The organism is Pseudomonas vlassakiae (assembly GCF_014269035.2).
Lineage (GTDB): Bacteria > Pseudomonadota > Gammaproteobacteria > Pseudomonadales > Pseudomonadaceae > Aquipseudomonas > Aquipseudomonas vlassakiae.
The window spans coordinates 18,182-41,970 of record NZ_JABWRP020000011.1 but is presented as its reverse complement, the minus strand read 5'-3'; the positions used below and the strand labels follow the sequence as shown (position 1 = coordinate 41,970).

At 63.8% G+C, this 23,789-nt stretch carries 18 protein-coding genes; 11 read left to right on the top strand and 7 right to left on the bottom strand.

From position 1 onward, the window contains the following. Positions 1–141: 141 nt before the first annotated feature. The 3 genes from HU738_RS15480 to HU738_RS15470 form a co-directional block, all read right to left on the bottom strand. Positions 142–969: a M23 family metallopeptidase gene (locus HU738_RS15480; RefSeq protein ID WP_186603945.1), complete on the bottom strand. Its 828-nt coding sequence runs from the start codon at positions 967–969 to the stop codon at positions 142–144. A 3-nt stretch (positions 970–972) separates the two neighbouring features. Continuing rightward, positions 973–2,352 (bottom strand): exodeoxyribonuclease VII large subunit, encoded by a 1,380-nt coding sequence (gene xseA, locus HU738_RS15475; RefSeq protein ID WP_186603946.1) that lies wholly within the window; start codon positions 2,350–2,352, stop codon positions 973–975. 223 nt (positions 2,353–2,575) lie between these two features. Then, positions 2,576–3,451, bottom strand: coding sequence for a LysR family transcriptional regulator (locus tag HU738_RS15470; protein WP_186603947.1), 876 nt, complete (start codon positions 3,449–3,451; stop codon positions 2,576–2,578). Between the two features lie 97 nt (positions 3,452–3,548). Here HU738_RS15470 and HU738_RS15465 point away from each other — a divergent pair, with 97 nt between their 5' ends. The 4 genes from HU738_RS15465 to guaA all read left to right on the top strand — a co-directional run bounded on the left by HU738_RS15465 (position 3,549) and on the right by guaA (position 8,119). Then, positions 3,549–4,304, top strand: coding sequence for a sulfite exporter TauE/SafE family protein (locus HU738_RS15465; protein ID WP_186603948.1), 756 nt, complete (start codon positions 3,549–3,551; stop codon positions 4,302–4,304). A gap of 46 nt (positions 4,305–4,350) precedes the next feature. Next, positions 4,351–4,908 (top strand): sugar ABC transporter ATPase, encoded by a 558-nt coding sequence (locus tag HU738_RS15460; protein WP_186603949.1) that lies wholly within the window; start codon positions 4,351–4,353, stop codon positions 4,906–4,908. Between the two features lie 86 nt (positions 4,909–4,994). Next, positions 4,995–6,464, top strand: a complete 1,470-nt coding sequence (guaB, locus tag HU738_RS15455) for an IMP dehydrogenase (RefSeq protein ID WP_054886233.1) — start codon at positions 4,995–4,997, stop codon at positions 6,462–6,464. 77 nt (positions 6,465–6,541) lie between these two features. After that, complete coding sequence (gene guaA / locus HU738_RS15450) at positions 6,542–8,119, top strand: glutamine-hydrolyzing GMP synthase (protein WP_054886234.1); 1,578 nt, start codon at positions 6,542–6,544, stop codon at positions 8,117–8,119. Positions 8,120–8,281: 162 nt separating this feature from the next. On the opposite strand, the gene HU738_RS15445 is transcribed toward guaA, so the two are convergent. The 3 genes from HU738_RS15445 to HU738_RS15435 form a co-directional block, all read right to left on the bottom strand. Next, a complete protein-coding gene (locus tag HU738_RS15445; protein WP_186603950.1) occupies positions 8,282–10,477 on the bottom strand; it encodes an autotransporter family protein in 2,196 nt (731 codons plus the stop codon). Between the two features lie 208 nt (positions 10,478–10,685). Further along, positions 10,686–11,531 carry an alpha/beta hydrolase gene (locus tag HU738_RS15440; protein ID WP_186603951.1) on the bottom strand — a complete coding sequence of 282 codons (846 nt, stop codon included), beginning with the start codon at positions 11,529–11,531 and terminating at the stop codon, positions 10,686–10,688. 30 nt (positions 11,532–11,561) lie between these two features. Beyond that, entirely contained in the window at positions 11,562–12,506 is a 945-nt protein-coding gene (locus tag HU738_RS15435) for a helix-turn-helix transcriptional regulator (protein ID WP_186603952.1), read from the bottom strand. 178 nt (positions 12,507–12,684) lie between these two features. Here HU738_RS15435 and HU738_RS15430 point away from each other — a divergent pair, with 178 nt between their 5' ends. From HU738_RS15430 to tadA, 6 genes are all read left to right on the top strand, one after another. Then, positions 12,685–13,119 (top strand): hypothetical protein, encoded by a 435-nt coding sequence (locus HU738_RS15430; protein ID WP_186603953.1) that lies wholly within the window; start codon positions 12,685–12,687, stop codon positions 13,117–13,119. Positions 13,120–13,138: 19 nt separating this feature from the next. Further along, positions 13,139–13,798, top strand: a complete 660-nt coding sequence (locus HU738_RS15425) for a hypothetical protein (RefSeq protein ID WP_176510386.1) — start codon at positions 13,139–13,141, stop codon at positions 13,796–13,798. Further along, positions 13,791–14,456 carry a hypothetical protein gene (locus HU738_RS15420; RefSeq protein ID WP_186603954.1) on the top strand — a complete coding sequence of 222 codons (666 nt, stop codon included), beginning with the start codon at positions 13,791–13,793 and terminating at the stop codon, positions 14,454–14,456. Before HU738_RS15425 ends, HU738_RS15420 begins: the two co-directional genes overlap by 8 nt. Further along, positions 14,453–15,886, top strand: coding sequence for a M48 family metallopeptidase (locus tag HU738_RS15415; protein WP_186603955.1), 1,434 nt, complete (start codon positions 14,453–14,455; stop codon positions 15,884–15,886). The genes HU738_RS15420 and HU738_RS15415 overlap by 4 nt, the downstream gene beginning before the upstream one ends. 108 nt (positions 15,887–15,994) lie before the next feature. Then, the gene (locus tag HU738_RS15410; RefSeq protein WP_186603956.1) at positions 15,995–17,377 is read left to right on the top strand and encodes a multicopper oxidase family protein; all 1,383 of its coding nucleotides are present in this window, start codon (positions 15,995–15,997) and stop codon (positions 17,375–17,377) included. Continuing rightward, positions 17,377–17,856, top strand: a complete 480-nt coding sequence (gene tadA, locus HU738_RS15405; RefSeq protein ID WP_176510382.1) for a tRNA adenosine(34) deaminase TadA — start codon at positions 17,377–17,379, stop codon at positions 17,854–17,856. The genes HU738_RS15410 and tadA overlap by 1 nt, the downstream gene beginning before the upstream one ends. Before the next feature lie 49 nt (positions 17,857–17,905). Here the strand turns inward: tadA and mltF are convergent, their stop codons facing one another. Then, positions 17,906–19,363 (bottom strand): membrane-bound lytic murein transglycosylase MltF, encoded by a 1,458-nt coding sequence (mltF, locus tag HU738_RS15400; RefSeq protein WP_186603957.1) that lies wholly within the window; start codon positions 19,361–19,363, stop codon positions 17,906–17,908. Positions 19,364–19,892: 529 nt separating this feature from the next. Here mltF and purL point away from each other — a divergent pair. Beyond that, positions 19,893–23,789: a phosphoribosylformylglycinamidine synthase gene (gene purL, locus HU738_RS15395; protein WP_186603958.1), complete on the top strand. Its 3,897-nt coding sequence runs from the start codon at positions 19,893–19,895 to the stop codon at positions 23,787–23,789.

Genomic DNA, 23,789 nt, shown 5'->3' with positions numbered 1-23,789 from the left:
TTTTTTGCTCAGTATTTTTCGATGGCGCAACACAGTGGAAGTGGTGTTGGCTGTGCTGGCCTCTCGCGGGTAAACCCGCTCCTACAGGGTTTCGCGGTCCCTGTCGGAGCGGGTTTACCCGCGAAACAGGCGGCGCCGCCCTCAGGGCTGGAACGCGCCAATGAAGATCGCCGGATCCACCCGCGCATCGTTCAGGCTGACATTCCAGTGCATGTGCGGGCCGGTGGCGCGCCCGGTCGAACCCACGCGCCCGACCACGTCGCCACGGCGCAGTTGCTGGCCAACCTGAACCTCAATCTTCGACATGTGGCAGAACATGCTGATGAACCCTTGCCCATGGTCGACGAACACCGTTCGGCCATTGAAGAAGTAGTCACCCACCAGGATCACCTTGCCGTTGGCGGGGGTCTTGATCGGTGTTCCAGCCGGTACGGCAAAGTCCAGCCCGGCATGCGGGTTGCGCTCCTCGCCATTGAAGAAGCGACGCACGCCGAACTTGCTCGAAAGCGGCCCGCTGACCGGTTTGTCGAGGATCAGGTTGCTCGGCAATACCGGGCTGAAGCTGCGATACGCCTTGATCTGTTCAGCCAGCTCGCGGTCGATGCGCTTGAGGTCGTCCGGGTTCGGGTTGACCTGGCGGGTGTTCTTCAAGGTGATGTGCTGTTCGGGGTATTTCTTGCTGCCGACGCTGAATGGCAGGCTGCGACTGCCCTGGGTCAACACGGCGGTACCAGGCTTCTGGGTCAACGGAATGCCGACGATGGCCAGCCAGTTGTCCTGCTCTTTGACCACCAGCACCGGTTTACCATCGAAGCGCGCGCTTGGTGCCGTGGTCGCAGGGCCAAGGTCGACCACTGCCACGCCACCCGGCACGGGCTTGTTCAGGGTGCGGGTGATGTAGCTGGCCTGGGCGCCTGCGGCCAGCAGCATGAGGGAGAGGGCGAGCAGGGGCGCGAACAGGCGGGGCATGTGTCAGTCCAGTAAAGAGAGAGTGACCGGGGTCAAGTGGTTGTCTTCGATGCGGACCTGCAGCTCGCCTTCGTTCAGGCGGGCGGTCAGGCGTTGGCCGTTGCGGGTCTGCGCGGCGCTGCGGATGGCCTGGCCCTGCTCGTCGAGAAGGATGCTGTAGCCACGCGCCAGGGTCGCCAGCGGGCTGACCACCTGCAGCGTCTGCAGTTGTGCCTGGAAGCGCTGGCGGCGGTCCTTGAGCACCTCGCGCATGGCCCTTGGCAGGCGTTCGGCGAGGCTGTCCAGACGCTGCTCCAGCAGTTTCAGGGTGCGCCCGGGGTGTTGCGCGGCCAGGCGGGTATCGAGGCGCGCCAGGCGCTCGCGGCGCTGGTTGAGGTTGAGCATGAAGGCGCGGCGCAGGCGCATGTCCAGGTCATCCAGGCGTTGTGCTTGCTGGCGCAGGCGTTCGCCAGGATGGCGCAGGCGCCGGGTCAATGACTCCAGGCGCAGGCGATCGTGGGCCAGGCGGTTCTGCATGCGCAGCAGCAGGCGCCGCTGCAGGCCGTCGAGGCGCTGCTGCAGGCCGCTGTTGTCGGGGGCCAGCAGTTCGGCGGCAGCCGAAGGCGTAGGCGCACGCACGTCGGCGACGAAATCGCTGATCGAAACATCGGTCTCGTGGCCGACGGCGCTGACGATGGGGGTTACGCAAGCGGCCACGGCGCGCGCCACGGCTTCTTCATTGAAGCACCAGAGGTCTTCCAGCGAGCCACCGCCACGGGCCAGGATCAGCGCGTCGAAGCCCAGCCGGTCTGCCTGCTGCAGGGCGCGGACGATCTGGTTGATCGCCTCGCGGCCCTGCACGGCGGTGGGAATCAGGCTCAGCTCGACCTGCGGTGCGCGGCGGCCGAACACGCTGATGATGTCGCGGATCACCGCGCCAGTGGGCGAGGTGATGATGCCGATGCGCTGCGGATGGGCCGGCAGCGGCTTCTTGCGCTCGGCACTGAACAGCCCTTCGGCGCCGAGCTTTTCCTTCAGCGCCTCGAAGGCCAGGCGCAGGGCGCCATCACCGGCCGGTTCGACGGTATCGAGGATCAACTGGTAGTCGCCACGCCCTTCGAACAGCGAAACCTTGCCGCGCACCCGCACCGCCAGGCCGTCACGCAGGGCCTGGCGTACGCGGGTGGCGTTCTGCCGGAACAGCGCGCAACGCACCTGGGCGCCGCTGTCCTTGAGGGTGAAGTACATGTGGCCGGAGGCCGGGCGAGCGAGGTTGGAAATCTCGCCTTCCACCCAGACGCTGCGGAACACGTCTTCCAGCAGCACGCGGGCGCGGCCGTTGAGCTGGCTGACGGTGAGGACCTCGCGGTCCAGGCCGAGTCGTTCGAAGGGGTCTCTGATCATGCTCGGCATCATCGCAGCTGCGGGTGGCGAGCTTCAAGTGATAGAGCATGTTGTTGTCAGAGCAGTCGTGCTGCCAGCGCTGACCTGATCAGCTCGCCATTGGCTCAGGACGAGAAAGTTCGAGGCCTGGTTAAGTGGAACTCCATCTGGCTAAAGGCTGCATTTCAACCAGTCGCAGGATCAGCAACAACTGCCAAAATGCCAGGTCATGTAGCCGTGGTGTTCACTGCATCGCAACCGCGAAATGCCGCACCATCTGCCCGGCATCACGCCGACAAGCCAGCGCCACGCTACTCTGACAACCTCCCTGCAGTGCCACGAAGCTGACCGAAGGCGGCGCAATCTCGCGCATGCACGCCGGTAGCAACGCCACCCCGAACCCCGCCTGGATCAACTGCAACTGGGTGGTCTTGCGCGACAGCACCTGCGCCGCGCGCGGAAAAAAGCCTGCCTCCATGCACAACGAGGCTGACAGGTAACTCAGCCCGCCACGATCCCGATGGGGAATGGAAATGAAGCGCTCCTCGCGCAACTGCTCGAGGTTTACCGGTGCCGCGTCAGCCAGTGGATGCCCAGCGGCAACCGCCAGCAGCAGGGGCTCGCTGAACAGCTCATGCAGCACCACGCCTTCGTGCTGGCGCAACACTGGCAGACGCAGCAGGCCGATATCCAGCCGTCCGTCAGCAATATCCTCCAGCTGCGCCTCCGAGGACTGTTGGGCAATTTCCAGCGAAACCCCTGGGTTGTCGCGCAGGTAACCGCCCAGGCGAGTCAGCAGATGGCCGGTCAGCGGCACGGTACTGGAGTGGTTCAGGCGCAGGCTGCCCTGCAACCCTTCGCCAATATCGCGGGTAACCCGCTCCGCTTGCGCCAGGTCCGCCAGCAAGCGCCGCGCCCGCTCCAGAAAGGCCTGCCCGGCCCGCGTCAGGCGTGGCGTGCGGGCGGTGCGCTCGAACAGCTGCGCGCCGAGTTGATGTTCCAGCTCCTTGATCTGCCGGCTCAGTGCCGACTGGGCAATGTACAGCCGCTCGGCGGCACCGCTGAAGCTGCCGCATTCAGCGATTTCCACGAAGTAACGCAACTGGCGGATCGATGTCATGTCATGCCTTTTCGAGATGGCTGAGGCGATAAAGGCATATTAGTCGGCATGGCTCATGGCTGGCTAACCTTGGTCTGTCTTCAAAGGAACTGCTGCCATGCTCGCCCAACCGTCGTTTTCCGGCCTTGACTGGCTACCTATTCTGCTCGGCGTCGGTGCTGCCTATATCGTCTTTGGCATTGCCGGTTTTGGCACCGCACTGGTGGCAGGCCCGGTGCTTATCCATTTCATGCCGCTGTCGCGGATCATTCCGCTGCTGGTGCTGCTCGACTTTGTCGCGGCGTTCGGCAACCTGGTGCCATCGCGCCGCGATGTCGTGCGCGAAGAGTTGCTGCGGCTGTTGCCGTTCATGGCCATAGGCTGCACCTTGGGGGTGGTGTTTCTGCTGCAGTTGAAGTCCGACGTGTTGCTGCTGTTGATGGGCTTGTTCGTCACCGCCTATGCGCTTTACGGTCTGGCGGTAAAGGTGCGGCCCGCCAACCTGTCTGGTATCTGGGCGGTACCGATGGGCACCACTGGCGGACTGTTCGGTGCGTTGTTCGGCAGTGGCGGCTTCCTGTATGCGCTGTACCTGAGCGCGCGCCTTGAGAAAAAAGAGCAGGTGCGCGCTACCCAGAGCGCGTTGATCAGTTGCAGCACGGTGGTACGCCTGACGCTGTTCCTGATCGCCGGCGTTTATGCCGACCAAAGCCTGCTGTTGCTTGCCGCCTGCTTGCTTCCGGTCATGTTCATCGGCTTATGGGCCGGGCGTCGGCTGACCCACAGGCTGTCCCGCGAAGCCTTCGTGCGCTTGGTCACCTGGCTGGTGCTGGCCAGCGGCCTGGCGCTGATCGGTCGCTACCTGAGCGCCTGAGCGGTAGAATTGCAGGATTACCGCAGTCCGCAGGCCCGCTTCATTCATGAACACCCAAAGCATCATCGTCCCCAAGCTGTCCACCGTGCCCTCGCATGAAGCCCGTGCGCGGGCCATCCTGCGCTGGCTGGTGCGCGAGAAGATCGTCGAAGAGCAACTGACCACCTGCGGGCGCACCGGCAACCGCATGGGCCATGCCTTGGCCGAGGGCGCACGCAAGGTCGCCCTGCACCCTGAAAAGCTGCCATTCGGCGAGCAGGTCAACGGCCTGGAAGTGATGCTCAAGCGTTGCATCTATACCCCGACCGAAGGGTTTCTCGAGGAAGCCGGCTGCCCGGAGTGCCGGCGCGAGGTCGGCGAACCGCTGTTCGAGAGCCTGGAGGAGTGGATGCCGGCGGTGAGCGACAACTTCACCTGCCCGCTGTGCGGCCATGAAGACGACATCAACGGCTTCATTTACCTGCAGCCATGTGCCTTTTCCAACCTTGGGTTCATCTTCAACAACTGGGGCGAGGCCGGGTTCACCCAGGCCTTTCTCGACAGCTTTGCCGACTGGCTCGACCAGCCAGTGGCGGTGGTGCAGGTAAAACTGCCATCACGCTGACCGAAGGCCCTTATTTTGCATTGAGCGGCGCGCCGTGGATGAGTATAATGGCGCGCTTCCATTTTTCCCGCCCGGGAGCCCCCGCGATGCTGCGTATCAGCCAAGAAGCCCTGACCTTCGACGATATCCTCCTTGTACCTGGCTACTCCGAGGTACTGCCCAATGAAGTCAGTCTCAAGACCCGTTTGACTCGTGGCATCGAGCTGAACATTCCGCTGGTTTCCGCTGCCATGGATACCGTCACCGAAGCGCGCCTGGCCATCGCCATGGCCCAGGAAGGCGGCATCGGCATCATCCACAAGAACATGACCATCGAACAGCAGGCCGGCGAAGTGCGCAAGGTCAAGAAGTTCGAGGCTGGCGTGGTCAAGGACCCGATCACCATCGACGCCGACGCCACCGTGCGCGACCTGTTCGACCTGACCCGCCTGAACAACATCTCCGGCGTTCCGGTACTGGCGAACGGCGACCTGGTCGGTATCGTCACCTCCCGTGACGTGCGCTTCGAAACCCGTCTGGACGCCAAGGTCCGCGAGGTGATGACGCCGAAAGAGCGTCTGGTCACCGTTCGCGAAGGCGCTGACAAGAACGAAGTCCGCGAGCTGCTGCACAAGCACCGCCTGGAAAAGGTCCTGATCGTTGACGACAAGTTCAACCTCAAGGGCATGATGACCGTCAAGGACATCGAAAAGGCCAAGGCCTACCCGCTGGCCAGCAAGGACGACCAGGGTCGTCTGCGCGTCGGCGCTGCGGTCGGCACCGGCAAGGACACCGGCGAGCGCGTTGCCGCCCTGGTAGCTGCCGGCGTTGACGTGGTGGTGGTCGACACCGCCCACGGTCACTCCAAAGGCGTGATCGACCGCGTTCGCTGGGTCAAGGAAAACTACCCGCAAGTGCAGGTGATCGGCGGCAACATCGCCACCGGCGCCGCGGCCAAGGCCCTGGCTGAAGCCGGCGCTGATGCTGTGAAGGTCGGTATCGGCCCAGGCTCGATCTGCACCACCCGTATCGTTGCCGGTGTCGGCGTGCCGCAGATCAGCGCCATTGCCAACGTCGCCGCTGCACTGGAAGGCACTGGCGTGCCTCTGATCGCCGACGGCGGCATCCGTTTCTCGGGTGACCTGTCCAAGGCCATCGTGGCCGGTGCTTCCTGCGTGATGATGGGTTCGATGTTCGCCGGCACCGAAGAAGCACCGGGCGAAGTCGAGCTGTTCCAGGGCCGTTCCTACAAGGCCTACCGCGGCATGGGCTCGCTGGGTGCCATGGCACAGGCACAAGGCTCGTCCGACCGTTACTTCCAGGACTCCTCGGCCGGCGCCGAGAAGCTGGTACCGGAAGGCATCGAAGGCCGCGTTCCTTACAAGGGTGCCCTGGCTGCGATCATCCACCAGCTGATGGGCGGCCTGCGTTCGTCCATGGGCTACACCGGCAGCGCGACCATCGAAGAGATGCGCACCAAGCCGGAATTCGTGCGCATCACCGGTGCCGGCATGGCCGAGTCCCACGTGCATGACGTACAGATCACCAAAGAAGCCCCTAACTACCGCGTAGGCTGAGGCTTCAAGCAATAACCGAACGGGGCTGTCACGAACAGCCCCGCGTCGTTTCCGATTTCCACTGACGAGATTGAGTCATGGCCCTCGACATTCACGCTCACCGTATCCTGATCCTCGATTTCGGTTCCCAGTACACCCAGCTGATCGCCCGCCGCGTGCGCGAAATCGGCGTGTACTGCGAACTGCACCCGTTCGACATGGACGATGAAGCGATCCGCGAATTCAACCCGCGCGGCATCATCCTCGCCGGCGGCCCCGAGTCGGTCCACGAAGCCAACAGCCCACGCGCCCCGCAGGCGGTGTTCGACCTGAACGTGCCGGTACTGGGCATTTGCTACGGCATGCAGACCATGGCCGAGCAGATGGGCGGCAAGGTCGAAGGTTCCGACCTGCGTGAGTTCGGTTATGCCCGCGTCGACGTGGTCGGCAAGAGCCGCCTGCTCGACGGTATCGAAGACCACGTCGACGATGACGGTGTGCTGGGCCTGGACGTGTGGATGAGCCACGGCGACAAGGTCACCCAGATGCCGGGCAACTTCCACGTGCTGGCCAGCACCCCGAGCTGCCCGATCGCCGGCATGTTCGACGACGCCCGTGGCTACTACGGCGTGCAGTTCCACCCGGAAGTGACCCACACCAAGCAGGGCGGCCGCATCCTGTCGCGCTTCGTGCAGGACATCTGCGGCTGTGAAGCCCTGTGGACCCCGTCCAACATCGTCGAAGACGCCATCGCCCAGGTGCGTGAGCAGGTCGGTTCGGCCAACGTTCTGCTGGGCCTGTCCGGCGGCGTAGACAGCTCGGTGGTTGCCGCGCTGCTGCACCGTGCCATCGGCGACCAGCTGACCTGCGTATTCGTCGACAACGGCCTGCTGCGCCTGCACGAAGGCGACCAGGTGATGGCCATGTTCAAGGAGAACATGGGCGTCAAGGTCATCCGCGCCGACGCTGAAAAGCAGTTCCTCGACAACCTGGAAGGCGAAGCCGACCCGGAGAAGAAGCGCAAGATCATCGGCCGCACCTTCATCGACGTGTTCGATGCCGAAGCCAGCAAGCTGGAAAACATCCAGTTCCTCGCCCAGGGCACCATCTACCCGGACGTGATCGAGTCGGCCGGCGCCAAGAGCGGCAAGGCCCACGTGATCAAGTCGCACCACAACGTCGGTGGCCTGCCGGAGGAAATGAACCTCAAGCTGGTCGAGCCGCTGCGTGAACTGTTCAAGGACGAAGTGCGCAAGATCGGCCTGGAGCTGGGCCTGCCGTACGACATGGTCTACCGCCACCCGTTCCCGGGCCCAGGCCTGGGCGTGCGCATCCTCGGTGAAGTGAAGAAGGAATACGCCGACATCCTGCGTCGCGCCGACCACATCTTCATCGAAGAACTGCGCAAGGCCGACTGGTACCACAAGACCAGCCAGGCGTTCGTGGTGTTCCAGCCGGTCAAGTCGGTGGGTGTCGTTGGCGATGGCCGTCGCTACGCCTGGGTCGTGGCCCTGCGTGCCGTCGAGACCGTGGACTTCATGACCGCACGTTGGGCGCACCTGCCGTACGAGCTGCTGGAAACCGTCAGCGGCCGTATCATCAACGAAATCGACGGTATCTCCCGCGTCACCTACGACGTGTCGAGCAAGCCGCCAGCGACCATCGAGTGGGAATAAGGCGGGTTCGCAGCGAGCGGTAACTGAGCATGATTGCGGTTACCCTCGTCAGCGATAGCCAGTCAGGCAGGTGGTGTAGCCGGAGTTTTGCGATTTCACCATCAGCCTCAAACAACAAAACCCGCCAATGCGGGTTTTGTTGTTTGAGGCGATGACGTTGGGTCAGAACTCGTAACGTACGTTCGCGGTGAAGGTGTCGGCGTTGAAGCCGCTGCTGGCCATGTAGTTGTAGCTGCCTCCCACACGCCAAGCGCCTACCCGGTAGTTCGCGCCCAGTCCCAGCTCGTAGCTGTCGCGCGCTGGCGTAGCGCCTTGGGTGGTGAACGGGGTGCCACCGAGCACGAAGGTGGAAGTGGTGCGGGCCTCGTCGCCGATGAAATCGTGCCAGGCCATCAGCTTGGCTTCCGGTTCCAGGCTGCCCAGACCAAGATCAAAAGCGGCCGCCAGGCGGGCGCCCAGGCCCATTTCACCGACTTCGTAGCGCTGGCTGCCAACCTTGAGGGCAGCTGAACTCCCTTTTTCGCGGTACGAATCAATCGAAACGTTGGCATAGCGCGCACCAACCTGAGGCTCCAGCAGCCACTGCCTGTCCAGGCGGAACGTGTAGCCTGCCAGTGCGTTGACGCCGAACATATCACTGTCATAGTCGGCCTTGGCGCGGGTACCGGCGATATAGCGTTTGGACTCGTTGTCGTTCCAGCCATAGGTCAACGAGGTATCGACGAAGAAGTTGTCACGTGCCCAGTTGCCATACAGCGTCAGTGCATGGCCGCTGACATCGGTTTTGTGGCCCAGGTCGGATTTGACGTCGCTGGTCAGGTAGCTATAGGCCAAGCCCACGGTGGTCTCGGGGTTGAGTTTGCCGTCGACACCCAGGGCAATGCCGTGAGTGCTGGCGTCGTAGCCATCGACACCATGGCGGCTATCCTGGTTGGCATCACTGGAAAGCGCCTGCAGCCATACCCCTTGTTCCACCAGGACATCGCCGGACGAAAGGCCGCTGCGTGCCTTGCTGGCGCGCTGGTTGATGGCACTTGCGACCAGGTTCTGGCTGTTGGTAGCGGCGTTGATCGCCCCGCGGCTGACGTCTGGCGCCAGGGTGGCGGCAAGCCTGGCCAGATCTTCGCTGGTGGCGGCGTTGGCGAACCCCTGGAATACCGGGTCGCTTTCATCCAGCTGGCCCAGGATGGTGTTCTTCAGCGGCTTGATGGCGTTCACCGCGTTATTCGAACCCTGGGCATCCAGCAGGTCTTGCGTAACCGCCTCATCACTGCGGGTCGCCACCGTTGCTTTCACGTCCTGACCTTCGATGGCGAAACCTCTCACCTCAAGCAACGCAGAAGATGACACCACCGACAGGTTCTGCGGTTCTTCCCAGCTACCCGAGTTGATCAGGGTGTAACGGGTGCCTTGGGCCGGCGTGCGGAAATCGTTGGAGCGAGCCTGCAGTTCGATCTGGCTGCCTTCCGAGAAGTAGGTATTGCCGGTGACCGTCAGGATCGGTGTGTTGGGCTGCGTGTTGTTATCCAGCAGCAGGCGCAGGCGCGCACTTTCGCTGTCCAGGTCGAGGTCGCCGACAAAGGTGGTCTGCGGGCGCAGCAGCGTCATGCGGCCACCGTCGATGTCGATGTACCCGGCGCGGATGGTCGAGCCGTCAAACATCACGTCCCCTCGCACCAGCACGCCGCTCAGGCCCAGCAGGTCACCCTTGACCTGGCCACCCTCCCAGTAGAAATACGAAGGTGTGGCATTGTCCTGTGCCAGAATTGCTGCGCTGCCGCCTTCGATGAGGCCACCCGTCTGCCGGATCGAGAAGAGGTTGGAGCCACCGGAGGGGGCGAGGTTGACGAAGTGGATGCCGATGCCGTCTGCGGAGATCGTCCCGCTGTTGTTGATATCGCTCTTCAGAGGAGCGCCTGGGCTCTGGCCGGTGAAGCGGGCATTTTCGATCTCGATAGCTGTGGAGCCGTCACCGCGGGCGGTGATGGTGCCGGTGTTATTGACGCGCGCCTGGGTCGAGGCGATCAGCATGCCCTCGGCTCCTTCGCCCGTTACCGTGATGCTGCCGTGGTTGTTGACCTCGCCGGCGATATTCGCCAGGTACAGGTCAAGCCCCGAGGCGCTTGTACCGCTCACCTGGATGTCACCCTCATTGACCAGGCTATTGGCCAACGTCACGTAGGCCAGCCTTACCCCTGCGTTCGGTGACGTTCCGGTAAAGGTGGCGCTATTGAAGACATCGCCGGTGCTGCTATAAGCACCTGTGCTCAAGTCGTGGTTCAGGTCGGATGCAGCATGGGCGGTGGCAGTGGTAACCGACAGCGCCAACAACGAGCGGCGCAGGTGGGAGATATTCAAGACAGTATCCTTACAAGGTAGAAAACTGACAGGGAGCAACGCGCGCGTCAGCGTCTGTCTCTGGGCATCCCTGGCAGCTTGTCGGTGAAGCGCTGATTCAAGCGCGCCCAAATTTACCCGATGCGCGTAGGGGGTTCATCATGAAAATGACAAAGCCCAAAACATGAGCGTGAGATTGGGTAGGGGTGGGGGCGTCTGTGTCCTTACGCTAACGACGCTCATCCAGTACTGGCGTTCTGGCCCATCGGCGCCACGTCGCTTCCCAGCCACTGTCGTGGCTCGCGGCTACATGAATGCATTGAGAGAGTGGCGAACCAAGCACCTGTTGATACTTGGCAGCTACTTCAGCCGGGATGATCGGGTCAGCTTCACCGATGAAATGACGCTGGGGTAACAAAGCGAGTCGATCGCGGTAATCCAGTGGTTCCAGTGATCCGTTGAGTGGCGACAGCCCTTTCATCGTCGCCCACATACGAGGGCTGAGATTGCCAGCCAAGGTTTGCACCTGGGCAATATCATCGCGTTGCGCCGCCAGCAGTAACGCAAGCGCGGCGCCTCCCGAATAGCCCACCAGTTCGAACTCACTGTTGCCATAACGCTGTTTTAACTGGCCCAGTGCCTGGTCGAGACGGTTGACCACTTCCTGCGAATAGCGGCGCTGTGTCCACAGCGCGGCTTGACACGCTGTGGCCATGATGAACTGGCAGGGGCGTGCGAGGTACACGTTCGGCGTCGGATCGTTGATCGCCAACCGTGGCACCAACAGATTATGTGGGCTTGGGTCCAGGCTGGGTTGAGTGGCCGTTGCCCAGGCGTGCCCATCGCCTTCCAGGTAGACGCGCAGGCGCTTGATATCTGGTGCAGAACGCGGCGCCAGGATGAAGAGGGGGAAGGTCTGTCCCGGCAGGACCTCCCAGGCTCTGCCGTGCTCTTGAGCCAGCTGTTGCAGGGCCTCTCGCGGCGATTGGCAGGCGATGAGAAGAGTGCTGATTATCACCACACAGGTTTTATGAATACCTGCCCGTGGCCGACGGCTCGGAAAGTCTCTACTCATGAGGCTGTTTTCATTTGCGTCGTGATAATTCTATTCACTGCCCGGAGCGTGGCCGAAATAGGCCTTGTAGGCATGGCAGAAGTTGGCGGGGTTGGCATAGCCGACCTGGTAGGCCACCTGCGAGACCTGCCAGCGCCGCTCCAGCAGCAGGCTGCGGGCCAGTTCCAGGCGTTGTTGCCGCACATACTGCAGGATAGGCCGGCCAAACTCATCGCGGAACGCCCTGCGCAAGGTAGTCTCGCCCACGCCCAGCTGGCGCGCCAGGCTAGCGGCGGTGGGCGGGGCGCTCAGCTGCGCGTCGAGCAGGCGACGCGCTTCGATGGCCAGGTCCCGTAGCCCGCGATCCGGCTTGTTCGTGGCGTGCGCAGGGCCGATCAGGTAGCGGGCCAGCTCCAGCACGATGGCCAGGCTCAGGCTTTCGCAATGCAGGCGCCGGAGCCCGCCAGTGTAAGGGGACAGATACAGCTGCTGCAGCAGGCGGCTCACTGCCGGGCAGTGTGGTAACTGATCGAACCGCATGCCATCTGCCGTCAAGGCCAGCAGGGGCATCAGCTGCGCTTCATCTCGTGCCAGTTCATGCAGGTAGTCACCGGCAATACGCACGCCCGCCATGCGCGCGTGGCTGGCGGCAGGCAACTGGTCCTGCGCCTCCAGGCTCTCGCCGAGGCCCAGCAGGTGCAACTGGCCGGGTGCGTAACGGTTCAGTGTGCCATCGACCTTGTGCTGCCAGGCGCCGTCGAACAGTTGCACGATGCACAAGCTTTGCGGCAGCACCTTGTCGATCTTCAGCGGCTCTGGGAATTGCAGGTTGCAATCGAAGTACTGCAACCCTGTGTGTACCGTCTGCGCCCGATAGTGCCCGGTGGCGCTGCCCATTATCTGCGCCTTGCGGCTGTCCAGGACACCGGCCTCGGCGAGCGACCCTGGGCTGTCGAAGCAGAAGTCGGTGTCCAGGTAGGGGCTGTTCGATGGCATGAGCGCTAAGCATCCTTGGTTGGCGGCGGCATGAGCGCAAATGGTAACGCGTGCACATTTTCGGCAACAACCGTTGTGCGCGAAGGGCCGTCTTTTGTGCGAACCGGTCACGGGGGTTGGCAGTGCCGACAGTGCCGTTTTCAATGGTCGATCGTTTTCGCAACAGGATTGAAAAAAGATGTTCGCTTATCGCAAATGGGCTGCCCTGCTGGTGGCGTCGCTGGTTTTCTGCCTGGGCGTGGCCCATGCAGAACAACGGCCGGTGGTGGCCGAACAGGTGGTTGCCTACATGGGCACGGAGGGCGTCAAGGTGTGGACGCTGCGCATTGGCGAGCGCGCTGCCAATGAAGCACTGGTTCAGATCGAAGGCGTTGATCACGACTGGGACATGCGCATCCAGAAGATGCAGGTCGAGAAGACCGCAAAGGACACCCGCTACTCGACGACAGTGGACGGCAAGAAGTTCGTGGTACTGGTCGTTCAGGGCGGCTGGGGCGGTGAGCTGTACCTGCCTGGCGAGCCGCAACCGGTGCAGGTTGGCTACTCCGAGGGGCTGTCGCGTCAGGGCAATGCCCAGGCATTCCTGACCGATTACCTGGCCAAGCAACAGTGAACAGGGAGAGCGACTGACCATGGTTGAACCTACCGATCCGCTGTCAGAGCTTTCCGGTTCGCTCGGCGAAGCTTATGACCAATCCCGTGCTGCCCAGCGCGACCGGGTAATCGCCGAGCTCAAGCAGGTGATCGAGCGCGTGCCACCGCAAAGCGAGTTCACCAATTCCCGCCGTTACAAGGTCTGGGGGCCGATATTCCTGGTGGGCGCCCTGATCCTTCTGGGCGTGACCTTCAATTTGCAACGCATGGGGGCGCTCGCCGCGGGTGTATTCATCGTCTGCATTGCCGCCGCAGTGACCTGGCAGCACCGCAACGCCGGCACCCAGGTGTTCATGCGCCTGACACGGCGGCAGCTGTTCGTCGATACGCTGGACGCCCCGGTGGATATGGCCGAAGTTGAAGACATCGCGGTCAAGGATGAAGGCCTGGTGATGGTGCAGACGCTGGAAATGAGCAGCGAAGCCGCGCTGCCGAAGCATCGTGTGGTCAAGCTGCAGTTCTTCGGCAACCAGGCGATGGCGCTGAAAAAACCGCGACCGCAAATCCGTATCATGTCCGCTGGCCTGGCCTGCAATGGTCGCAAGCTGGGCAACGAAGAAGTGCTCGCAATGCTCGCGGCCTACCGTGACGCGGCCCACGCGCAGCGGCAACTGGAGCTGATGCAGGCTGATGGATAATGCCGAGCGCGAAGCGCATCTGGCATACCTGCAGTCACAGGCCGACGGCCCCCACGACAGCTTCGAACTGCGGGAGCGTTCGGTTGGCAAAGCGCTGGCGTGCGTAATGACCGCTCTGTTGCTTTGCGCCCTGGGTGCCTGGCTGGTCTGGCTGGCGTTGCTGTTCGGCCCTCAGGCCGGCAGTGGCGCGCTGTGGCTGCTTGTGGGCTGTGGCCTTGGCCTGGCCGCTGTGGGCCTGGCCGCTCTGGCCTGCGCCGCCGCGCTGTTTCGCCGGCAGGGCAAGCGGGTATTGAGCGTGACACCCGATACCTTGTGCTTTGCCAACGCCCAGGCACCGACACCCCTGCATGCGTTCGACGGCTTCGAGGTCGAGCAGGGTTTTTTCAGCACCCGCCTGATTTTCACGATGACGGCGTCCAGCCGTGCTCCCGCGCTGCTTCCGGCCAGTTTCAAAGGGCTGGCTTCGCCTGACGCGATGCCGGTGGCCGGTGGCTTGCGCGTGCGTTTGTGGCTGTGTACGCCGGTAGTCAATGGACGACGCCTTGATCTGCAGGCGCTGGTGGACCTGCTCTATACCTATCTGCAAGCCGCCCAGGCCAGGCACACCCTGCAACAGCTGTTTCCGGGCGTGGCCCGCGTGGGGGTAGAGGCTCCGTGAAGCGCCTGGGTTGGGGGCTGGTCATGCTGCTGTTGCCGCTGGCGTTGTTCGGCTGGGCCAATGTGCAGCACTGGCGGGCCGAGACAGCGCAAGAGCAGGCGCGCATCACCCGGCAATGGCTGGCAGCTCCCAGCGATACCCTGCTGCAGGCGCTGCCTTGGGCCGCGCGTAAGCAGTTTGCCGGGCGCGTCGACACGCGCGGGGTGCTGCAGCGGCAGCTGGACGAACTCGACGACGACCGTCATTGGTTGAACATGCGCAAGGGGATGGCCAGCTTCAGTGGCTGGCTGGCACTGGGCGCCCTGGTCGCCGGCATTGGCGCCTGGCTCAGGCTCAGGGTCGACGCCTGGCGCGCGTTGCGCTCGGCGCAGTACCTGCATCAGCGCATGACGGCCAGCTGGCGGGTGCTGGGGCGTTGGCTGAGCGCCTACATGGGCCTGCTCGCAGGCTCGCTGTGCCTGGTACTGCTCTATGAAACCAGCGCCGGCTTGAGCCACGCTGCGCAGGGCGGCTTGACCGTCTTGGTCGTGGTATTGCCGCTGGCGTCAGTGCTGGCCGTCTGCCTGCGTACCCTCTGGCGCATGCGCCAGCAGTGGCCGCGCATGGGGGCGTCAGAGGCAAGCTTTCTCGGCCGTGAGCTGGTGCGGCAAGAGGCTGCGGCGCTGTGGCAATGGGTCGAAGGCCTGGCTGCGCATCTGCAGGCGCCGCTGCCGGACCATATCGTGGTGGGCATCGACCAAGGCTTTTTCGTCACCAGCGTGCCGATCGTGCTGCAGCCTGGCCAGTCGGTGCTCAGCGGGCGTACCTTGTACCTGTCATTGCCGTGTCTCAACGTCCTGAGCCAGCAAGAGGCTGCCGCGATCATCGGTCATGAGCTCGGCCATTTCCGTAGCCGCGACACGGAGCAGGGCAGCGAGATCAATGCGCGCTTCAGCCTGATGTGCGCACAGTTCTCGGCCATGGTCGACGCCGAGCGGGCCGTGGACTGGGTAGCCCGGCCAGTGGTGTGGATGGCCGGGGAGTTTCTCCATCACTTCCAGGTCGCGGTGCATCATTGGGGGCGCGCGCAGGAATTGTTGGCGGACCGTGCGGGGGCCGAGGTGCATGGCCCGAAGCTGTTCGTTCAGGCGCTGCTGCGGGCGATCGCCCTGGGCAGGATGGTCGACGCCTTGTTGCTCGAACGCGGTGGCGAAGGGCTGCTTGCAGCGCTGGCCCGGCACCTGCAGCACGTGCCGTTGCACCTGGACGAAGACGTGCTCGGGCTGACCATGCCGCATCCCTTCGACACCCACCCGCCCATCGCCGCGCGCCTCGACAATCTGGACGTGATGCTTGACGCCGCGCTGCTGCAGGCCGCCATGCGCGCCCCTTCTGAGCATGACCGGCACTGGTTCAACCAGCTCTGCGGGGCTCCTGCCACCAAGGCATAGCGAGACTTCACTTAATATTTCCCATTTGCAGGTGTATCGTATTCGCCCTTCATCGCCAGCCCCCTAGCCTGGCAGCTTGATTGCGCAGAACGCGAGGTACCCGCACCGATGTCCTTTACCCGTCGACAAATGCTCAAGGGCCTGACCGGCCTGGTTGTGGTTGGCCTGGGCGCCGGTGGCGCGGCGCGTTACTGGCTGGGCAAGGTCGAGGACGATAACGCCGGGCATGACTACGAACTGATCGCCGCACCGCTGGACGTCGAGCTGGTGCCGGGCTTCAAGACCGAGGCCTGGGCCTTCGGCCCTTCGGCGCCGGGTACCGAGCTGCGGGTGCGCCAGGGCACCTGGCTGCGGGTGCGCTTCATCAACCACCTGCCGGTGGAAACCACCATCCACTGGCACGGCATCCGCCTGCCGCTGGAAATGGACGGCGTGCCCTACGTGTCGCAGTTGCCGGTCAAGCCGGGCGAGTACTTCGATTACAGGTTCCGCGTGCCGGATGCCGGCAGCTTCTGGTACCACCCCCATGTCAGCAGTTCCGAAGAGCTTGGGCGGGGTCTGGTCGGTCCGCTGATTGTCGAGGAGCGCGAGCCGACCGGGTTCAGGCACGAACGCACCCTCAGCCTGAAGAACTGGCACGTCGACGAGCAGGGCGGCTGGCTGCCCTTCAGCATTCCCCGCGAGGCCGCACGCAACGGCACTGCCGGGCGACTGATCACCATCAATGGCCAGGCCGACGCGGTCACGGAGTTGCCGGCCGGGCAGGTGGTACGCGTGCGCGTGCTGAACCTGGACAACACCTGGACCTACCGCCTCAATCTCAAGGGCAACTGCGAAGCGAAAATCTATGCCCTCGACGGCAACCCGGTGACCCCACGGCCACTGGAGGACGAGTACTGGCTCGGCCCTGGCATGCGCATCTGCCTGGCCATCCGCATCCCCGAAGCGGGTGAGGAAGTTTCCCTGCGCGACGGTTTCGTGCGCCTGGGCACCTTGCGTTCGGTGGCCAGTACCGAAGCACCCGGCGAATGGCCCAAGGCACTGCCGGCAAACCCGATCGCCGAGCCGGACCTGGAGAATGCCGAGAAGCTCAACTTCAATTTCGAATGGGCGGCGAGTGTCTCGGTCGACAGTAATCCAGACAAACCGTCGAGCATGTGGCAGATCAACGGCCAGGCCTGGGACATCACCGACAAGACCTGCGCTGACCGGCCGATCGCCACGCTGAAGAAGGGCAAAAGCTACATCTTCGAGCTGAAGAACATGACCCAGTACCAGCACCCGGTGCATCTGCACGGCATGAGTTTCAAGGTGATCGGCTCCAATCGCCGGCAAATCCCCGAGCCTTACTTCACCGACACCTATCTGCTGGGCAAGAACGAACGTGCCCAGGTCGCGCTGGTGGCGGATAACCCAGGCACCTGGATGTTCCACTGCCATGTCATCGACCACATGGAAACCGGCCTGATGGCCGCGATCGCGGTGGTTTGATGCGTCCGCAGATCATCGACCGCAGCCGCGATCAGGAATTCATGCGCCTGGCACTGGCCCTGGCCGCCGAGGGCGCGGCCATGGGCGAGGTGCCGGTGGGCGCGGTGCTGGTGCAGCATGGGCAGGTGATCGGCCAGGGCTTCAACCGGCCGATCGTCGACAGCGACCCCAGCGCCCATGCCGAAATGGTCGCCATTCGCGCCGCCGCCAGGGCGGCCTGTAACTACCGGCTGCCGGGCAGCACGCTGTACGTGACCCTGGAGCCGTGCAGCATGTGCGCGGGGCTGATCGTGCATTCGCGGGTGGCCAGGGTGGTGTTCGGGGCGCTGGAGCCCAAGGCGGGCATCGTGCAGAGCCAGGGGCAGTTCTTCGGGCAGGGCTTTCTCAACCATCGCGTGATGGTGGAGGGCGGGGTGCTGGCGCAGGAGTGTGGGCAGATCCTGAGCGACTTTTTCAAGGCCCGCCGAGCCAAGGCGTAACCTTCACCGGCCTGTTCGAGTGCGCGCCCGCGAACAGGCCGGGGCAGCCTTACATCGGCGGAGACTGATCCGCCGGCTTGTCCTTGTTCACGCCGGGCACATGCAGGTTGCCTTCGGCCACCTGGCCTTCAAGCTGCGGCTGGGTCACCCAGGTGAGGATGTCGTAGTAACGGCGGATGTTGGCCACGAAGTGCACTGGCTCGCCACCGCGGGCATAACCATACTTGGTCTGCCGGTACCACTGCTTCTGCGACAGGCGCGGCAGCATCTTCTTCACGTCCAGCCACTTGTTCGGGTTGAGCTTCTCGCGCTTGGCCAGGGTGCGGGCGTCTTCCAGGTGGCCGGTGCCGATGTTGTAGGCGGCCAGGGCGAACCAGGTGCGGTCCGGTTCCTGGATGCTGTCGTCGAGTTCTTCCTTGATCTTCATGAAGTACTTGGCGCCACCCTGGATGCTCTGCTTCGGGTCCAGGCGGTTGGACACGCCCATGGCCTGGGCCGTGCGCTGGGTCAGCATCATCAGGCCGCGTACACCGGTCTTGGACGTGACTTCAGGCTGCCACATCGATTCCTGGTAGCCGATCGCGGCCAGCAGGCGCCAATCGACCTGTTCGACCTTGGCGTAGCTCTTGAAGTGTTTCTCGTACTTGGGCAGGCGTTGCTGCAGGTGCTGGGCGAAGGTGTAGGCGCCGACGTAGCCGAGCACGTCGACATGGCCGTAGTAACGGTCTTTCAGGCGCTGCAGGGTGCCGTTCTTCTGCGCCTTGTCGAGAAATTCGTTGATCTCGTTGAGCAAGCTGTTGTCATCGCCTGCCGCCACCGCCCAGCGCTGGTCGCGGGTGTCGCCCAGGTCGAAGGCGACTCGCACGTTGGGGAAGTACACCTGGTTCATCGCCAGCTCATTGGAATCGACCAGGGTCAGGTCGATCTGCCCTTCGTCGACCATGCGCAGCAGGTCGACCACTTCGACGGCGTCGGATTCTTCGTATTCCAGGCCCGGATACTGTTTTTTCAGTTCGGCCAGCTGGTCGGCGTGGCTGCTGCCCTTGAGCACCATGATCTTCTTGCCGACCAGGCCCTTGGCGTCGGTGGGGCGCGGGCGGCCGTTGCGGTAGATGACCTGCGGGGTCACTTCCAGGTAGGGGTGCGAGTACTTGACCTGGGCCTTGCGCCGGTCGCTGCTGACCAGGCCGGCAGCCGCCAGCACCGGGCCGGAGGGTTTGCCGAGCGAATCGTACAGTTCGTCGAGGTTGTCGGCGGTCTCGATCTGCAGTTTGACGCCGAGGTCGTCGGCGAAATGCTGGACCAGCTCGTACTCGAAGCCGGTTTCGCCGTTGCGATCCTGGAAGTAGGTGGCCGGGCTGTTGCGGGTAATGACGCGCAGCACGCCGTCCTCCTTCACGCGCTCGAGGGTGCTGGGTTTTTCAACGCAGGCACCAAGCAGCAGAAAGAGTCCGGTTGCGATTAGCCATCTGACGCAACGCTGGCGCAAAGCAGTGTGGGCGAACATAGGTTGCAGTATACGCAAAGGACCGGCACAGCCATATCTCGACAACGGTTAGCTTGTCTGGTAGCGGGTTGTGTGGTGGGGGTGAGGTAGGTGGGGATTGCATCAAGGCTACCAGGTGCTTGCCACAACATCTTCAGCGCTTTTGAGATCGAGCGCCGCCCGCGCGGCGCATCGCGACGCAAGGCCGCTCCCACATCTGTTTCGGGCCAGTGAGTCCTGTGGCAGAGGCGCGCGCACCCTTTGGTGCATGGCTCGATATCGTGTCGTACAAACAAGGGGCCGCGCGTCAATGGCTCAGGAATTATTGGCCCGAAACAGATGTGGGAGCGGCCTTGCGTCGCGATGCGCCGCGCGGGCGGCGCTCGATCTCACAGGCGCTGAATTACTCAAGGCTAACCCCTAGGAAATTTGACCCCGAAGTCCGGTTCCGCCGCCCGGCAGCCATGGCTTAGAGCGGGTGCCGAAAGCCATCGAATTAGGCTAGAATGCACGGCCTCTAAGCACACCCCTTCCTGAGGCTGTCCCGACGATGTTGATCCTGCGCGGCGCTCCTGCCCTTTCTGCCTTTCGCCACGGTAAATTACTCGAGCAACTGAGCCAGAAAGTCCCCGCTGTTACTGGTTTGTATGCCGAATTCGCCCACTTCGCCGACGTTGACGGCGAGCTGACCGCCGACCAGCAGCAGGTGCTGGGCCGTCTGCTCAAATACGGCCCGAGCGTGCCGGTACAGGAGCCGACCGGCCGCCTGTTCCTGGTCGTGCCGCGCCTGGGCACCATCTCGCCGTGGGCCAGCAAGGCCAGCGACATCGCCCACAATTGCGGCCTGCAGTCGATCCAGCGCCTGGAGCGCGGCATCGCCTACTACGTGGCTGGCGACCTGAGCGAGGCCGATGCCGGGCTGATCGCCGCCGAACTGCACGACCGCATGACCCAGCGCGTGCTGGCCAAGCTGGAGCAGGCAGCCGACCTGTTCAGCCACGCCCAGCCCAAGCCGATGACCTCGGTCGACATCCTCGGCGGTGGCCGCGCCGCCCTGGCCCAGGCCAACATCGACCTGGGCCTGGCCCTGGCCGAAGACGAGATCGACTACCTGGTCAACGCCTTCCAGGGCCTCAAGCGCAACCCGAACGACATCGAACTGATGATGTTCGCCCAGGCCAACTCCGAGCACTGCCGCCACAAGATCTTCAACGCCAGTTGGGACATCGACGGCCAGGCTCAGGAAAAGAGCCTGTTCGGCATGATCAAGAACACCTATCAGATGCACAACGAAGGCGTACTGTCGGCTTACAAGGACAACGCCTCGGTGATCGTCGGCAGTGTTGCCGGCCGTTTCTTCCCGAACCCTGAAACCCGCCAGTATGGTGCGGTGCAGGAGCCGGTGCACATCCTGATGAAGGTCGAGACGCACAACCACCCGACGGCCATCGCCCCGTTCTCCGGCGCTTCCACCGGTTCCGGCGGCGAGATCCGCGACGAAGGCGCGACCGGCCGTGGTGCCAAGCCAAAGGCCGGCCTGACCGGCTTCACCGTGTCCAACCTGCGCATCCCGGGCTTCGAACAGCCATGGGAGCAGGCCTACGGCAAGCCTGAGCGCATCGTCGACGCCCTCGACATCATGATCGAAGGCCCGCTGGGCGGCGCCGCGTTCAACAACGAATTCGGTCGCCCGGCCCTGACCGGCTACTTCCGTACCTTCGAGCAGGCCATCGACACCCCGCACGGCGAGGAAGTGCGCGGCTACCACAAGCCGATCATGCTTGCCGGCGGCATGGGCAACATCCGTGAAAGCCACGTACAGAAAGGCGAGATCACCGTCGGCGCCAAGCTGATCGTGCTCGGTGGCCCGGCCATGCTGATCGGCCTGGGTGGCGGCGCCGCCTCGTCGGTGGCCACCGGTGCCAGCTCGGCAGACCTGGACTTCGCCTCGGTGCAGCGCGAAAACCCTGAAATGGAGCGCCGTTGCCAGGAAGTCATCGACCGCTGCTGGCAACTGGGCGACAAGAACCCGATCGCCTTCATCCACGACGTGGGGGCCGGTGGCATTTCCAACGCCTTCCCTGAGCTGGTCAACGACGGTGGCCGCGGTGGCCGCTTCGAACTGCGCAACGTGCCCAACGACGAGCCGGGCATGGCCCCGCACGAAATCTGGAGCAACGAATCGCAAGAGCGTTATGTGCTGGCCGTCAGCGCTGTCGATTTCGAGCGCTTCCAGGCCATCTGCGAACGCGAGCGTTGCCCGTTTGCCGTGGTCGGTGAAGCGACCGAAGAGCAGCACCTGACCGTCACCGACAGCCACTTCGGCAACACCCCGGTGGACATGCCGCTCGACGTGCTGCTGGGCAAGCCGCCGCGCATGCACCGCTCGGTCACCCGCGAAGCCGAACTGGGCGATGATTTCGACCCGAGCCAGCTGGACCTGGACGCTGCCGTGCAGCGCGTGCTCAGCCACCCGGCCGTGGCCAGCAAGAGCTTCCTGATCACCATCGGCGACCGCACCATCACCGGCCTGGTTGCCCGCGACCAGATGGTCGGCCCCTGGCAGGTCCCGGTGGCCGACTGCGCTGTCACCGCCACCAGCTTCGACGTCTACACCGGCGAAGCCATGGCCATGGGCGAGCGCACGCCTCTGGCCCTGCTGGATGCCCCGGCTTCCGGCCGCATGGCAATCGGCGAGACCATCACCAACCTGGCTGCTGCGCGCATTGAAAAGCTGTCCGACATCAAACTGTCGGCCAACTGGATGTCCGCCGCTGGCCACCCAGGTGAAGACGCGCGCCTGTACGACACCGTCAAGGCTGTCGGCATGGAGCTGTGCCCCGAGCTGGGCATCACCATTCCGGTCGGCAAAGACTCGATGTCGATGAAGACCAAGTGGAGCGAAGAGGGCGTCGAGAAGAGCGTTACCTCGCCGATGTCGCTGATCATCACCGGCTTTGCCCCGGTTACCGACATTCGCCAGACCCTGACCCCGCAACTGCGCATGGACAAGGGCGAGACCGACCTGATCCTGATCGACCTGGGCCGCGGCAAGAACCGCATGGGCGCCTCGATCCTGGCCCAGACCTACGGCAAGATCGCTGCCCAGGCACCAGACGTCGACGACGCCGAGGACCTCAAGGCGTTCTTCGCCGTGATCCAGGGCCTGAACGCCGACGGCCACCTGCTGGCCTACCACGACCGCTCCGACGGCGGCCTGCTGACCACCGTGCTGGAAATGGCCTTCGCCGGCCATTGCGGCCTCGACCTGCAACTCGACCCGCTGACCGACAGCAAGGCCGATGTGGCCGCGATCCTCTTCAACGAAGAGCTGGGTGCGGTCATCCAGGTTCGCCAGGACGCGACCCCGGACGTGCTGGCGCAGTTCAGCGTTGCAGGCCTGGACGACTGCGTCGCCGTGATCGGCAAACCGATCAACAACGGTGAAGTGTCCATCAGCCTCAACGGCGAAGTGCTGTTCGACGACGACCGTCGCATGCTGCAGCGCCAGTGGGCCGAAACCAGCTACCAGATCCAGCGCCTGCGCGACAACGCCGACTGCGCCGACCAGGAATTCGACCTGCTGCTGGAAGAAGACAACCCTGGCCTGTCGGTCAAGCTGGGCTACGACGTCAACGACGACGTTGCCGCGCCCTACATCAAGAAGGGCGTGCGCCCGCAAGTGGCGATCCTGCGCGAGCAGGGCGTCAACGGCCAGGTCGAGATGGCTGCCGCCTTCGACCGCGCAGGCTTTGCTGCCATCGACGTGCACATGAGCGACATTCTTGCTGGCCGGGTCGACTTCGAAGCCTTCAAGGGCCTGGTCGCCTGCGGTGGTTTCTCCTACGGTGACGTGCTCGGTGCAGGTGAGGGCTGGGCCAAGTCGGCGCTGTTCAACAGCCGCGCCCGCGATGCCTTCCAGGCCTTCTTCGAGCGTAGCGACAGCTTCGCCCTGGGCGTGTGCAACGGTTGCCAGATGATGTCCAACCTGCACGAGCTGATCCCGGGCACCGAGCACTGGCCGCACTTCGTGCGCAACCGCTCGGAGCAGTTCGAGGCGCGCGTGGCCATGGTCGAGGTGCAGAAGTCCAACTCGATCTTCCTGCAGGGCATGGCCGGTTCGCGCATGCCGATCGCCATCGCTCACGGTGAAGGCCATGCCGAGTTCGCCAGCGAAGAGGCACTGCTGGCAGCCGACGTTTCCGGTTGCGTGGCCCTGCGCTACGTCGACAACCACGGCAAGGTCACCGAGGCCTACCCGGCCAACCCGAACGGCTCGCCGCGTGGTATCACCGGCCTGACCAACCGCGACGGCCGCGTGACCATCATGATGCCGCACCCGGAGCGTATGTTCCGCGCCGTGCAGAACTCCTGGCGCCCGGATGAGTGGCAGGAAGACGCCGCGCTGATGCGTATGTTCCGCAATGCGCGCGTGTGGGTGAACTAA